Raw genomic sequence first — 13,307 nt, forward strand, 5'->3', positions numbered from 1 at the left:
CTGCATGCGCGCCCTGTCCCCCAATGGTTTCAATCACGGGCTGCGTGAAATACGGGTTGATGGATTTTTCAAAATCCAATTCCATTCAAACAGGCACGGCTGCGCCATTGGCTTGAATTCAATTCAAGCCAATCCCAGCCGGCTCACTTCGCCGGAATTCATTCGTTGGTCTGCCGACGCCCGGCCTCAATTCGGAGGCGAATGGGCGAACGTCTTTTTTCAAGGTGACCTTGCGTCACCCCTTCGGATGCCGCGGGCGCTGCCCGCGAAAACTCACTTGCCGTGCCGGTTGTGTGCGCGCTCCAGCGTGTAGCCCACGCCGTAGAGCGAGCGCACGCGGAATTCGCCCGCCACGATCGATGCCAGCTTCTTGCGCACGCGCGACACCAGCGCATCGAGCGACCGGCTGGCGCCCAGCTCGCCATTGCATCGGGGCCCCTGGGGCAGTTGCTGCCGCGACACGGGCGTGTCGAGGTGGCGCACCAGCACCCGGGCGATCTCGAATTCGCTCGGCGTCATGATGGCTTCGCGGCTCGCGTACTCGACCGCGAGGCGGCTGCGCACGAGATGGAAACCGTAGAGGCCGTGCGGCTTCGCGTTCCTGCGCAGCGATTTCCTGCCGCACAGCGTCGACACGCGCGCCACGACCTCTTCCGCGTTCCAGGGGCTCACCAGGAAATCGTCGACGTCGAACACCGACACGCGGGGCGTTTCCAGCACGCCGCGCGACCGGGTCAGCACGACCACCGGTGCCGTGGCCGCACGGCTGGCGCCGATGCCGAACAGGATTTCCGGCAGCGCGCCCTCCATCGTCTCGCCCATCAGCAGGAAGAGCCCGACGCCGGGCATCGAGGCGGCCTCCAGCAGGTCTTCCTCGTTGACCACGCACAAGGGACTGAAGCCGGCGTCCTTCAACCGGCCTCGCAGCCAGTCGATCTCTTCGCCGGAATCCGTCAGCACCACCACCCGACCGTTTTTCTGTTCCACCCTGTCCACCATCGCTTCCCTTTTCATCGCTCCCCGCATGCCTCTCACAATGGAGTGGAATGTATTAACGTTTATGTACAGTCGATAGGGAAAAGTGCCGATATTGACCAACGGAAACAGGTAGCCCGGTTCTTTTGTCATCGTGTGCAAACAAACTCACACTAATGGGGCGTCACCCCCTCGACACGGGCGGATGGAATCCCGGATCAGCCTTCCATTCCGCGAAGGCCGAACGCGCTCAAACCCTCTGGGAAGTGGCCTCGGACGCAGGGGCCGCCTTGCGCGCGGACAGCCTTTCGAGCAGCCCGACGAGCCAGCACATCGGACAGCCGCGCAGCAGCAGCAAGGCGCCGACGAGGGTGGGCGGCGCGATCCAGGGATGGGCGGACGCCAGCAGCACAGCCAGCGCGATGAGAACAAGCGCTCCCGCGCCGCGAAGCAGATGCCAGGTGATGGAAACGGGACACATATGCAGGGCTCCTTGAAGAGGGACACCTGCAAGAGAGGCGGCGAAACGCCGAAACGGTTCGCGCCCCCCCCTCCTCACCCTCCGGCCGGCTCGAGCACGAACGCGAAGTCCAGCGTGTGGAACGGCCCGGCCTGCACGCTGCCGTCGGGCGCGCGGCCCGGCGCATGCGCGGCGAAGTCGCCGATGAGCGAGCTGCGCACGCCGAACACCGCATCGCTGTCGAGGTACGGATCGCCCTCGCGGAAGACATGCGTGATCAGCGTCTCGTAGCCCGGCGCCTGCACCATGAAGTGCACGTGCGCGGGCCGCCACGGATGGCGCCGGGTGGCGCGCAGCATCGCGCCCACGGGCCCGTCGGTGGGAATCGGATAGGCCACCGGCGCCACGCCGCGAAACCACAGCCGGCCCTGCGCGTCGGTGCGCAGCACCGCCCGCCCCTGCATGGGGCCGCCGGGCCGCTGCACGTCGTAGAAGCCTTCGGCATCGGCCTCCCACACGTCGACCACCGCGTCGGCCACGGGCTCGCCGTCGCGCCCGCGCACGGTGGCCTGCACGAACAGCGGCTCGCCCACTGCGCCGGCCGCGATGTCGCTGCCCAGCGGCAGCTGCGGCGCGCCGGCCACGTGGAAGGGGCCGAACACGGTGGCCTCGGTGGCCTGCGGGCTCTTGGCGTGGTTCATCGCCACGGTGAGCATCGACAGGCCCAGCGTGTCCGACAGCAGGATGAACTCCTGGCGCTGCGCATCGCACTTCTGGCCCGTGGCGGTGAGGAAGTCGATGCCCGCGGCCCACTCGGCCTCGGTGAGCCTCACTTCGCGCGCGAAGTCGTGCAGGTGGCGCACCAGCGCCGACAGCACGTCCTTCAGGCGAGCGTCTTCGCAGCCGGCCATGCGCTCGAGCACGGCGGCGGTGATGGTGTGTTCATCGATGTTGCGCATGGGCGTCGGGCTCCGGGTGGGAAGAAGGCGCGTGCGGCGCCGCCAGGCGCCGCTGCGTCGGGAACAGGGACCAGGCCCAGCGCTGCTGCGCCCAGCCCCACAGCCCCTGCTTGAAGAAGATCGTGGCCACGATGGCCAGCAGCCCGAGGCCGAGCAGGTACCAGGTGCCGTAGTCGCTCAGGAACTTGTTCAGCGCCCAGAACACCAGCGCGCCCACCAGCGGCCCCTCGATGCGGCCGATGCCGCCGATCACGACCATGAAGATCGCGAAGGCGGTCCAGTTCGGCGCGAAGGCCGCGTCGGGGCTGATGCGCAGGTTGCCCACGAAGTACAGCGCACCCGCCAGCCCGGCGCCGAAGGCCGCCACCACGTACACCGCGAGCTTCATGCGCGCCACCGGGATGCCCTGCGATTCGGCGGCCATCTCGTTGTCGCGGATCGCCAGCAGCGCCAGCCCGAAACGGCTGCGCAAGAACAGGTAGACCAGCGACACCGCCGCCACCACGCAGCCCAGCGCCATCCAGTAGGTGACGCTCTCGCGCGTGGCGCGCTCGATGCCGCGCAGCGCCGTGAGCGTGGTGCCCGAGCCGCCGCCCACCGCCGACACGTTGGCGAAGCTGAGCCGGAACACCTCGGCGATCACCCAGGTGCCGATGGCGAAGTAGCCGCCCGACAGCCGGAACGCCACGAAGGACACCGGCACCGCGATCAGCGCGGCGGCCAGCGCCCCGAGCGGGATCGCCACGAACGGATTCACGCCCGCGAAGTTGCCCAGCATCAGCATCACGTAGCCGCCGAAGCCGAAGAAGGCCTGCTGCCCGATGCTGACCATGCCGCCGTAGCCGGCCAGCAGGTTCCACATCATCGCGAAGATGAAGTAGCAGGCGATCTCGACGAACTCGCGCATCCAGCTGGGCTCGCCCCAGAAAGGCAGCGTGGCGGCCACCGCCACCAGCGCGGCGGCGCTCCAGCCCGCGCGGCGGCTGCTGCCGGTGTCGATGGTGACGACGACGCAGGTCATGGCGCTCAGTCCAGCTGCAGCTGCACGCGCGCGGCCACCTGGCCCCAGCGCTGGTGTTCGGCGCGCAGACGGCGCGCTGCTTCTTCGGGCGTGTTGGCCACCACCTCGAGGTCCATGGTGGCCAGCCGCTCGCGCAGCTCGGGCGCAGCCAGCGCCTTCGCCACCTCGGCCTGCAGCCGCGCCACCACGGCCGGCGGCGTGGCGCGCGGCATCGCCATCATCTCGGCGAAGCTGGCGTCGTAGCCCTGGATGCCCGCCTGCGCCACGGTCGGCACCGTGGGCTGGCTGCCCAAGCGCTTGCTGCCCGACACGGCGATGGCCACCAGCTTGCCGTCGCGGATGATCGGGCCGACCGTCGGCGAGGCCAGGAAGCCGCAGGGCACCATGCCGCCCATCACGTCCTGCATGGCCGGACTCGGGCCGCGGTAGGGCACGTGCTGCATCTGCACGCCGGCATCGGCCAGCAGCATCTCCATCGCCATATGGCCGGGCACGCCGGGGCCGCCCGAGGCATAGCTCATGGGCTTGGCCCGGGCCGCGGCCAGCAGCTCGGGCAGGGTCTTGATGCCGGCGCCGGGAAAGCACACCAGCTCCTGGCTGAACGCCGCGAGCTGGGTCACGGGCACCAGGTCTTCCATCGGGCGGATGGCGAGCTTGCGGTACAGGTGCGGGTTGATGGTCAGCATGGTGTCGGGGCCGACCAGCACCGTGTGGCCGTCGGTGGCGCGCGCCACCTCCTGCATGCCGATGTTGCCGCCCGCCCCCGGCTTGTTGTCGACCACCACGGGCTGGCCCAGCGCCTTTTGCAGGGCGGGCTGCATCAGCCGCGAGACGATGTCGCCGGGCGCACCGGCCGGGAAGGCCACCACCAGCCGCACGGGCTTGCTGGGCCAGGCCTCGGCGGCGTGGCCGGGCGCGAGGGTGGCGAGCACGGCGGCTGCCGCCATGCAGGCCGCGAGGGGTCGGCGGAAAGCGTTCATGGGATGTCTCCTTTTTTTTTGAAATGGGGTGCGCGGATCGGCCGGCGTGGCCTACCAGGCGCCGATGAGAATGCCGGCCGCCAGCTCGCGTTCGTTCCAGCGCGCGATGTCCTCGGGCGCCACCGTGGGAAAGCGCCGCCGCTGGCGCAGCCAGTCGAACAGCAGGCCCAGCATCTGCTCGCGCACCGCCGCAAAGGCCGGGTCGCGGCCCAGGTCGACCAGCTCGTCGGGGTCGGCCTGCATGTCGAACAGCTGCGGCGGCAGGTCTTCGAAGTGCACGAACTTCCAGCGGCGCGTGCGCAGCATCGTCATGTGGCAACGCTCGACGGGCTGGGCGAGCGGCAGCCGCACCTCGTCGCGGAAGGCGAAGCTGTTCTCGCACACCACCAGGTCCTTGCCGGTCGCGCCGGCGTGGCCGTGCAGCAGCGGGCGCAGCGACTGGCCTTCGAGCCATTCGGCCGGCTGCGGCAGGCCCAGCGCATCAAGCATCGTCGGCACGAGGTCGATGCATTCGACCAGCGCGTCGCTCACCGTGCCGCGGCGCGCGTCGGCCTCGGCGCGCGGATCGACCACGATCAGCGGCACCTTCACGATCGGGTCGTGGAACAGCTCCTTCTCGCCCAGCCAGTGGTCGCCCAGGTAGTCGCCGTGGTCGCTGGTGAAGACCACCAGCGTGTCGCGGTCCAGCCCCTGTTCGGCCATGAAGGCGAAGAGCCGGCCGAGCTGGTCGTCGACCTGCTTCACGAGCCCCATGTAGGTCGGCACCACGGCGCGGCGCACCTCGTCGCGGCTGAAGTTGCGGCTCACGGTCTCGCGCCGGAACCCCTCGACCACCGGGTGGGCGTCGACGCGTTCGGCCTCGCTGCGCACCACCGGCCGCATGTCGTCGGGTCCGTACATCGCGTGGTACGGCGCGGGCGCCACGTAGGGCCAGTGCGGCTTGATGTACGACAGGTGCAGCACCCAGGGCGCGTCGCCGGCCTCGCGCATGAAATCGATCGCGCGGTCGGTCGTGTAGGGCGTCTCGCTGTGCGCGCCGGCGATGTGCGCGGGCCGGTCGGCCCAGCGCATCTGCCAGCCGCTCAGAATCTCGCCGTCGGGGCCGCGCCCCGAGTTGGCGAAGTCGTGCCAGGGGTTGTCCGATTCGTAGCCTTGCGCGCGCAGCCAGTCGCAGTACGCATTGCCCGTGACCTTGAAGCCCGGCGGCCAGATGCCGTCGTCGCGCGCATAGGGCTCGAAGCCGCCTTCCATCGCGAGCCGGCCCGCGCCCTGCGTCGGGTCGATGCCCAGGCGGCGCGCGCCCTCGGTGTCGGCCTCGACGTGCGTCTTGCCGACCAGCGCGCAGCGCACGCCGTGCGGGCGCAGGTGGTCGCCCAGCGTCTTCTGCCCCACCGACAGCGGCACGAAGTTCCACATCGTCCCGTGGCTGCTGACATAGCGGCCGGTGTAGGTCGACATGCGCGAGGCGCCGCAGACCGCGCCCTGCGCATAGGCATGGCTGAAGCGCACGCCGCGCGCGGCCAGCGCATCGATGTGAGGGGTCTGCAGGCGCGGGTGGCCGTAGCACGAGAGGTGGTCGGCGCGCAGCTGGTCGCACATGATGAACAGCACGTGCCTGAGCGGCGCGGGGGAGGTCTTGTCGGTCATATCAGCAGGTCAGCGTGTCTTGGGGAACAGTCCCTGCGGCCGCAGCACCAGCACCGCGAGGAACACGAGATGGCCGAACCAGATGCCCCAGCCCGGATCGATGCGAAAGCCGATCTGCTGCGCGATGCCCAGGATCATGGCGCCGGCCAGCGTGCCCCAGAACGAGCCCATGCCGCCGATGATCACGGCCTCGAAGGCGAACAGCAGCAGCAGCGGGCCGTCCGACGGCGACACCGTGGTGCGCATGCCCTGCAGCGCACCGGCGATGGCGATCAGCACGAAGGCGATGCCCGTGGCCAGCGCATACACCTGCTTGGCTTTCAGCCCCATCAGCTCGGCGATCTCGCGGTCATCGGAGACCGCGCGGAAGGTGCGCCCCAGCGGCGTGCGCGTGAACATCCACTGCATCGCGCCCGTGGCCGCCACCGCGACCGCCAGGATCACCAGCGGCAGCGCCCCCAGCGCCAGCGTGTCGCCCAGCGGCACCGAGGCGGTGGCCAGCGCGCCGACCTCGATGGCGCGCGGGTCGGCCGAGAACAGCTCCAGCAGCAGGTTCTGGATCACGATCGACAGGCCGAAGGTCACGACCAGCGAGGGCAGCGGGTCCTTGCCCAGCGTGCCGTTGAGCACGTGGCGCTGCAGCAGGTAGCCGAAGCCGAAGGCCAGCGGCAGCACCGCGAGCACCACCGCCCACGGCACAGATGCGCCGGTCATCGAGACACCGGCGATCACCGCGAAGGCGCCCAGGATGATGAAGTCGCCCTGCGCCGTGTTGGTCAGCCGCATGACGCCGAACATCAGCGACTGGCCGAGCGCGAACAGCGTGTAGAGGCCGCCGAGCAGCACGCCCTGGAGCAGGGTTTCAAGCATGGTGCTCCTCGATGCCGAAGTAAGCCTGCGAGATCTGCTCGGGCGTGAGTTCGTCCGAGCGACCGGTAAGCGACACGCGCCCGTCCTGGAAGCAGTACACGCGCTGCGACACCTGCCGCGCCATGCGCACGTCCTGCTCCACGATCACGACCGTCATGCCCTCCCCCGTGATAGCCGGCATGGCCGCGTAGATCTCGCGGATGACGACCGGCGCCAGGCCGAGCGAGAGCTCATCGCACAGCAGCGCCTCGGGGTTGCTCATGAGCGCGCGGCCCAGCGCCACCATCTGCTGCTGCCCGCCCGAGAGCGAAGTGGCGGGCTGGCGCCGTTTCTCGGCCAGGATCGGGAACAGGCCGTACAGGCGCTGCAGGTTCCACGGCCCCGCGCGGCGCGGCGTGGCACCCATCAGCAGGTTCTCTTCCACGCTGAGGCTCGGGAACAGGCGCCGGCCTTCCGGCACCATCGCCAGGCCGCGCCGCACGATCTCGCCGGGCGGCAGGCCGCCGATGGGCTCGCCCTTGAAGCGGATCGCTTCGGACGGCGCGCGCAGCAGCCCCGTGAGGCTTTTCAGGAAAGTCGACTTGCCCGCGCCGTTGGCGCCGATGACCGCCACCAGCTCGCCGGCCGACAGCGTGAAGTCGATGCCGAACAGCGCCTGCGCATCGCCGTAGAAGGCCTGCAGGCCGTGGGTGTCGAGCAGCGCGTTCATGCCTCGATCCCCATGTACACGCGCCGCACCTCGGGGTCGTTCATCACCGCGCGCGGCGCGCCTTCCGCGAGTTGCTGCCCGAAGTTGATGACGAACAGCCGGTCGGCCAGCGACAGCAGCGCATGCACGACGTGCTCGATCCAGATCATGGTCACGCCGCGCGCCTTGATGCGCTTCAGTTCCGCCACCAGCACCGCCGCCTCGGGCTCGGTGAGCCCGCCCGCGATCTCGTCGAGCAGCAGCAGGCGCGGCTTGGTCGCGAGCGCGCGCGCCAGCTCCAGCCGCTTGCGGTCGAGCAGCGTGAGCCCGCCGGCCGGCTTGTTGGCGTGCGGCGCCAGGCCGGTCTGGGCCAGCACCTCGTGCGCCGTCTCCCAGGCTTCGCGCTCGGCCTGCTGGCCGCCGAAGCAGGCGGCGGTGACGAGGTTCTCGAATACGCTCATATGACCGAAGGGCTGAGGCACCTGGTAGCTGCGGCCGATGCCGGCGCGGCAGCGCTGGTGCGGGCGCAGCCGCGTCACGTCGCGGCCCGCGTACTCCACGCGGCCGGCGTCGACGCGCGCGTCGCCCGAGATCAAGTTGAACAGCGTGGTCTTGCCCGCGCCGTTGGGCCCGAGGATGCCCAGCGTCTCGCCCTCGGTCACCGCCAGCGTGATGCCGTCGGTGACCTTGAGCGCCCCGTAGGACTTGCTCACGCCGTGCAAGGCCAGCAGCGTCATGGCAGCCGTCACTCAGAGCAGGCGCAGCGCGCCACCGGTGGGGATCGCCTTCGCGGCCTCGTTGTTCACCAGCGTCAGTTCCACCTTGCGCTGCTTGCCCTTGCCCCACTGGCCGAGCACCAGCGGCGTCTTGCTGACGTTCTTGAACGGGCCCTGCCCGCCCCACTTCACGGGGCCGACCACGGAGTTGATCGAGGTCGCGGCCACGGCATCGCGCACGTCGCCGGCCTTGAGCGACTTCGATCGCGACAGCGCGTTCGCCGCCACCTCGAACAGTGCATGCGCGAAGCCGATGGGCTGCGTCCACTGCTTCTTCGTGCCGGCCTCGTAGGCCTCGGCCAGCGCCTTGGCGCTTTGCTGCGTGAGGCTGGAGCTGAAGGGGTGCGACGGGCTCCACCACACCTCGGTCGAGAGGCCTTCGCCCAGCTCGCCCAACGCCTCGATGGCGCCCGGGAACAGCAGCGCCTTGCCGAGCGTGATCACCTTGGGCTTGAAGCCCTGCTGGCGCGCCTGCGTGAGGAAGGTCTTGGCGTCGGGCGGGATCACCACGCCGGTGACGATCTCGACGTTGTCGCGCTTGAAGGCCGCGATCTGCGCGCTGAAGTCCTGCGTGCCGTTCTGGAAGCGGCCGGGGTCGGTGAGCGTGAAGCCCATCTGCGCGAGCGGCTTGGGAAAGCCCAGCTCCTTGTCGCCCCAGGCGTTGCCGTCGCCGTCGTTGGGGAACAGGCCGCCGACCTTCTTGTTGGTGGCTACGGTCTTCCAGCCGTTGGTGAAGGTGGCGATGACGTCTTCGAGCCCCCAGAACAGGTGGTAGGTCCAGTTGAAGCCCTTGGCCGGGTCGCCCTTGCGGCCGAAGAACCAGGGCTGCCACGGCACCACGCTGGAGATGCACGGCACCTCGTTGAGTTCGCAGGCGTCGCTCACCGGGTTGGCGGTCTCGGGCGTGCCGGCCGTGAGCACCAGCGCGACCTTGTCCTTCAGGATCAGGTCGTTGGCCACCTCGCCCGCACGGTTGGGGTTCGACTGGCTGTCCTTCAACACGATCTGCACGGCGTACTTCTTGCCGCCCACGCTGATGCCGTCCTTGAAGGCGGTCTTCATCTGCTCGATCACCCACTTGTCGGCCTCGCCGAAGGGCGCGAGCGGCCCGGTCTGCGGCGACACGTAGCCGATCTTGAGCGTGTCGGCGGCGAACACCCGCGGCGCGGCGCCCGTGGCGGCGAGCGCGGCGGCGGCCTGCGTGAACTGTCTGCGGTTGAATGTCATGGCTGTCTCCTTCGTTGTTCGTGTGTGTCTTCGATGCCCGCGCCGTGGCCTAGCCCGGCGGCTCGCCGTCGAAGGCGCGTTGCAGCAGCGCGCGGATCGCGTCGCGCTCGGCCGGGCCGAAGGGCCGCGGGTTCCAGTACGGGTTGGCAACGGCGATGTCGGCCGCACGGTCGAGGTCGGCGGCGCGCATGCCGATGTCCTTCAGCGCCACCGGCGCGCCGTTGTCGCGCGCCAGCGCAAAGACCGCCGCCGGCGCCGACACGCCGCCGAGCGCGCGCGCGATGCGCGCCATGGCACGCGGCGCGGCCTGCGCGTTGAAGGCGAGCGCATGCGGCAGCACCACCGTGTGCACCTCGGCGTGCGGCAGGTTGAAGCTGCCGCCCAGCGTGTGGCACAGCTTGTGGTGCAGGGCCATGCCCACCGCGCCGAGCACGCCGCCGCAGAGCCAGGCGCCGTACAGCGCATCGGAGCGCGCCGCCAGGTCGTCGGGCTGCAGGCGGATGGCGGGCAGTGCGCGTGCGAGCGCGGCGATGCCCTCTTCGGCCATCAGGTCCATCACCGGGTTGCTGTCCTGCGCGTACAGGCCTTCGGCCGCGTGCGCGATGGCGTTGATGCCGCTGGTCACGCTCAGGCCCACGGGCAGCGTGCGCGACAGCTCGGGGTCGTAGATCACGGTGCGCGGCAGCACGCGCGGGTCCTTGCCGGTCTTCTTCAGGCCGTTCTCGGTGAGGCCGTAGATCGGCGTCATCTCGCTGCCCGCGTAGGTGGTGGGAATGGCCACGATCGGCAACCCGGACTCCAGCGCAATGGCTTTGCCCAGCCCCGTGGTGGAACCGCCGCCCAGCGCCACGGCGCAGTCGGCACCGAGCCGGCGCGCCAAGTCGCGGGCCTCGCGCGCCGTCTCGACGGGCACGTGCATCACGGCGCGGTCGAACAGGCCGGCCGCCTGCGCACCGAGCGAGGCCGCCACGCGCTCGGCCTGCGGGCGCTGCTCGGGCGTGCACAGCACCAACGCCTTTTTCGCGCCCAACGCATCGATCTCGCGCGCCAGGTGGCGCAGCGAACCGGCGCCGAACACCACGCGCTGCGGATGGGTGGTGTGGATGAAGTCGTGCATGGCGCGCTCCTTTCTGTCCGGTTATTCGAGGCTCAGGCGGCGCTCGCGCACCAGCCGGGCCCACTTGTCCTGCTCGGTGCGCAGCACGGCGGCAAACTGCTCGGGCGTGTTGGCGATGCCCGTCAGGCCCTGTTCGCGCAGCCGCTGCTGGAACGCGGACTCCGTCACGATCTTGCGCACCTCGGCCTGCAGCCGGTCGACCACGGCGCGCGGCGTGCCGGCCGGAGCCAGCAGGCCGACCCAGGAGTTCACCTCGAAGCCGGGGTAGCCGCTCTCGGCCACGGTCGGCACGTCGGCATAGGCGGCCACGCGCTGCGCGCCGGTCTGGGCCAGGGCGCGCAGCCGGCCCGCGTTGACGTGCGGCTGCGCCAGCACGGCCGAGAGGAACATCATCTCGACCTGCCCGCCCAGCAAGTCCTGCTGGGCCGGACCGCCACCGCGATAGGGAATGTGCGTGACGAAGGTGCCGCTCACGGCCTTGAAGTACTCGGCCGTGAGGTGGTTGCTCGAGCCCGGCCCGACGCTGGCGTAGTTCAGGCGCCCCGGCTGCGCCTTGAGCAGGCCGACGAAGCGCACGAAGTCCTTGGCCTCGACCTTCGGGTTGACCACCAGCACCAGCGGGTTGCTCGCCACCTGTGTCACGGGCTGCAGGTCTTTGGCGATGTCGAAGCTCAGCTTCGGATAGACCAGCGGATAGGTCGCGTAGCTGTCGAACACCATCAGCAGCGTGTGGCCGTCGGGCGCCGCGCGGGCCACCTCGGCCCCCGCCAGCGTGCCGCCGGCGCCGCTGCGGTTGTCCACGATCACGGTCTGGCCGAGCGCGGCCTGCAGGCGCGGCTGCAACTGGCGCGCGACGGTGTCGACGATGCCGCCCGGCGGAAAGCCGACGACCAGCCGCACCGGCTTGGTCGGCCAGGCCGGCGCCTGGGCCTGCGCGGCCATGCCCCACAGCAAGGTGCAGGCGACCAGGGCCCGGGAGAGGATCGAGAAAGACATCGTGTGCGCCCGTCGGGTTGGGAAGAAAAAGGAAAGCGTCAGCGCACGAAGTGCGGCGGAATCTGCGCGTCGACGTTGACCCACACGCTTTTCACCTGCGTGTACTCGCGCATCGCATCGAAGCCCATTTCGCGGCCGTAGCCGCTCTGGCCCACGCCGCCGAAGGGCGAGCCGGGGTTCACGCGCTTGTAGCTGTTGATCCAGACCATGCCGGCGTGCAGGTCGCGCGCCACCTTGTGGGCGCGCTGCAGGTCGCGGGTCCACAGGCCGCTGCCCAGGCCGTAGTCGGTGCCGTTGGCGATCTGCATCGCCTCTTCGTCGCTCTTGAAGGTGAGCACGGTGACGAAGGGGCCGAACACCTCTTCCTGCGCCACGCGGTCCTGGTACGAGCGGGCGCGCACCACGGTCGGCTGCACATAACAGCCCTGCGCCAGGTCGCCGCCGGGCGCGCCGCCGCCCGCCAGCACCTCGCCGCCCTGCGCCTGCGCCACCTCGACATAGCTCAGCACGCGGTCGCGGTGCTGGGCGCTGGTGAGCGGGCCCATCTCGGTGGCCTCGTCGAGCGGGTTGCCCAGGCGGATGGATTGGGCCAGCGGAATGAACTGCTCGAGGAAGGCGTCGGCGATCTTCTCGTGCAGCATCAGCCGCGAGCCCGCGATGCAGGCCTGGCCCTGGTTGTGGAAGATGGCCCAGGCGCTGCCGTTCACGGCGGCCTGCAGGTTGGCGTCTTCGAACACGATGTTGGGGCCCTTGCCGCCCAGCTCGAGCTGCACCTTCTTCAGGTTGCCCGCGCTGGCCTGCACGATGCGCCGGCCGGTGGCGGTGCTGCCGGTGAAGGCGATCTTGGCGATCTCGGGATGCTCGGCGATGTACTGGCCTGCCACGCTGCCCAGGCCCGGCAGCATGTTGACCACGCCGGGCGGCACGCCGGCCTCGGCCATCAGCTCGGCGATGCGCAGCGAGGTGAGCGGCGTGATCTCGGCCGGCTTCATCACGATGCAGTTGCCGGCCGCGAGCGCGGGCGCCATCTTCCAGCTCGTGAACATGAGCGGGAAGTTCCACGGCACCACCTGCCCGACGATGCCCACGGGCTCGCGCAGCGTGTAGTTGAGAAAGCCCTCTTCCACCGGAATGGTCTCGCCCTGGAACTTGTCGGCCATGCCGCCGAAGTAGCGAAAGCACGCGGCGGTGCGCGGCACGTCGAGCCGGCGCGAGTCGCGGATCGGGTGGCCGGTGTCCAGCGATTCGAGCCGCGCGAGCTCTTCGCCGTTGGCCTCGATGAGGTCGGCCAGCTTCAGCAGGATGCGCCCGCGGTCGGCGGCGGCCATGCGGCTCCACTTGGGGAACGCGCGCTTCGCGGCGGCCACGGCCTTGTCGACGTCGGCCTTGCCGGCCAGCGCGACCTGGGCGATGGGCGTGTTGTCGTGCGGGTTCAGCGTGGCGAGCGTCTCGCCGGATTCGGCGTCGACGAAACGGCCGTCGATGAAAAGCTGGTGGCGGATGGAAAGAGCAGGCATGGGTTCTCCTCGCCCTCCCCGCGCGGGGAGGGCTGGATGGATGAATGGCGGGAAGAAAGAAGCGGCGGCGGGCC

At 70.0% G+C, this 13,307-nt stretch carries 13 protein-coding genes; all 13 read right to left on the reverse strand.

The genetic code is table 11. The annotated features are described in order from the left end of the window. Window positions 1-273: 273 nt before the first annotated feature. Window positions 274-987 carry a response regulator transcription factor gene (locus VHAB30_RS16130; protein WP_159277673.1) on the reverse strand — a complete coding sequence of 238 codons (714 nt, stop codon included), beginning with the start codon at window positions 985-987 and terminating at the stop codon, window positions 274-276. A 238-nt stretch (window positions 988-1,225) separates the two neighbouring features. Next, window positions 1,226-1,456 carry a hypothetical protein gene (locus tag VHAB30_RS16135; RefSeq protein WP_159277674.1) on the reverse strand — a complete coding sequence of 77 codons (231 nt, stop codon included), beginning with the start codon at window positions 1,454-1,456 and terminating at the stop codon, window positions 1,226-1,228. A gap of 74 nt (window positions 1,457-1,530) precedes the next feature. Then, complete coding sequence (locus tag VHAB30_RS16140) at window positions 1,531-2,394, reverse strand: intradiol ring-cleavage dioxygenase (RefSeq protein ID WP_159277675.1); 864 nt, start codon at window positions 2,392-2,394, stop codon at window positions 1,531-1,533. Further along, on the reverse strand, window positions 2,378-3,415 hold the full coding sequence (locus VHAB30_RS16145) for a branched-chain amino acid ABC transporter permease (protein WP_159277676.1): 1,038 nt from the start codon (window positions 3,413-3,415) through the stop codon (window positions 2,378-2,380). The genes VHAB30_RS16140 and VHAB30_RS16145 overlap by 17 nt, the downstream gene beginning before the upstream one ends. 5 nt (window positions 3,416-3,420) lie before the next feature. Further along, window positions 3,421-4,395, reverse strand: coding sequence for a Bug family tripartite tricarboxylate transporter substrate binding protein (locus tag VHAB30_RS16150; RefSeq protein WP_159277677.1), 975 nt, complete (start codon window positions 4,393-4,395; stop codon window positions 3,421-3,423). Window positions 4,396-4,446: 51 nt separating this feature from the next. After that, window positions 4,447-6,042, reverse strand: a complete 1,596-nt coding sequence (locus VHAB30_RS16155; protein ID WP_159277678.1) for a sulfatase-like hydrolase/transferase — start codon at window positions 6,040-6,042, stop codon at window positions 4,447-4,449. 9 nt (window positions 6,043-6,051) lie between these two features. Then, window positions 6,052-6,912: a branched-chain amino acid ABC transporter permease gene (locus VHAB30_RS16160; RefSeq protein ID WP_159277679.1), complete on the reverse strand. Its 861-nt coding sequence runs from the start codon at window positions 6,910-6,912 to the stop codon at window positions 6,052-6,054. Next, window positions 6,905-7,621, reverse strand: a complete 717-nt coding sequence (locus VHAB30_RS16165; protein ID WP_159277680.1) for an ABC transporter ATP-binding protein — start codon at window positions 7,619-7,621, stop codon at window positions 6,905-6,907. The genes VHAB30_RS16160 and VHAB30_RS16165 overlap by 8 nt, the downstream gene beginning before the upstream one ends. After that, window positions 7,618-8,337, reverse strand: a complete 720-nt coding sequence (locus VHAB30_RS16170; protein WP_159275182.1) for an ABC transporter ATP-binding protein — start codon at window positions 8,335-8,337, stop codon at window positions 7,618-7,620. The genes VHAB30_RS16165 and VHAB30_RS16170 overlap by 4 nt, the downstream gene beginning before the upstream one ends. 12 nt (window positions 8,338-8,349) lie before the next feature. Beyond that, a complete protein-coding gene (locus tag VHAB30_RS16175; protein WP_159277681.1) occupies window positions 8,350-9,603 on the reverse strand; it encodes an ABC transporter substrate-binding protein in 1,254 nt (417 codons plus the stop codon). Between the two features lie 49 nt (window positions 9,604-9,652). After that, complete coding sequence (locus VHAB30_RS16180) at window positions 9,653-10,720, reverse strand: maleylacetate reductase (protein ID WP_070059781.1); 1,068 nt, start codon at window positions 10,718-10,720, stop codon at window positions 9,653-9,655. Window positions 10,721-10,741: 21 nt separating this feature from the next. Next, window positions 10,742-11,716 carry a tripartite tricarboxylate transporter substrate binding protein gene (locus tag VHAB30_RS16185; protein ID WP_159277682.1) on the reverse strand — a complete coding sequence of 325 codons (975 nt, stop codon included), beginning with the start codon at window positions 11,714-11,716 and terminating at the stop codon, window positions 10,742-10,744. A gap of 38 nt (window positions 11,717-11,754) precedes the next feature. Further along, a complete protein-coding gene (locus VHAB30_RS16190; RefSeq protein WP_062479615.1) occupies window positions 11,755-13,218 on the reverse strand; it encodes an aldehyde dehydrogenase family protein in 1,464 nt (487 codons plus the stop codon). Window positions 13,219-13,307 lie beyond the last annotated feature (89 nt).

The sequence above is a fragment of the Variovorax boronicumulans genome (assembly GCF_009811375.1).
In the GTDB taxonomy this organism is placed as follows: domain Bacteria; phylum Pseudomonadota; class Gammaproteobacteria; order Burkholderiales; family Burkholderiaceae_C; genus Variovorax; species Variovorax boronicumulans.

Bases quoted from the DNA above. Each gene is read 5' to 3' on its own strand.
- VHAB30_RS16135 (WP_159277674.1), bottom strand. From the start codon at position 1,456: ATGTGTCCCGTTTCCATCACCTGGCATCTGCTTCGCGGCGCGGGAGCG.
- VHAB30_RS16140 (WP_159277675.1), bottom strand. From the start codon at position 2,394: ATGCGCAACATCGATGAACACACCATCACCGCCGCCGTGCTCGAGCGC.
- VHAB30_RS16145 (WP_159277676.1), bottom strand. From the start codon at position 3,415: ATGACCTGCGTCGTCGTCACCATCGACACCGGCAGCAGCCGCCGCGCG.
- VHAB30_RS16150 (WP_159277677.1), bottom strand. From the start codon at position 4,395: ATGAACGCTTTCCGCCGACCCCTCGCGGCCTGCATGGCGGCAGCCGCC.
- VHAB30_RS16155 (WP_159277678.1), bottom strand. From the start codon at position 6,042: ATGACCGACAAGACCTCCCCCGCGCCGCTCAGGCACGTGCTGTTCATC.
- VHAB30_RS16160 (WP_159277679.1), bottom strand. From the start codon at position 6,912: ATGCTTGAAACCCTGCTCCAGGGCGTGCTGCTCGGCGGCCTCTACACG.
- VHAB30_RS16165 (WP_159277680.1), bottom strand. From the start codon at position 7,621: ATGAACGCGCTGCTCGACACCCACGGCCTGCAGGCCTTCTACGGCGAT.
- VHAB30_RS16170 (WP_159275182.1), bottom strand. From the start codon at position 8,337: ATGACGCTGCTGGCCTTGCACGGCGTGAGCAAGTCCTACGGGGCGCTC.
- VHAB30_RS16175 (WP_159277681.1), bottom strand. From the start codon at position 9,603: ATGACATTCAACCGCAGACAGTTCACGCAGGCCGCCGCCGCGCTCGCC.
- VHAB30_RS16180 (WP_070059781.1), bottom strand. From the start codon at position 10,720: ATGCACGACTTCATCCACACCACCCATCCGCAGCGCGTGGTGTTCGGC.
- VHAB30_RS16185 (WP_159277682.1), bottom strand. From the start codon at position 11,716: ATGTCTTTCTCGATCCTCTCCCGGGCCCTGGTCGCCTGCACCTTGCTG.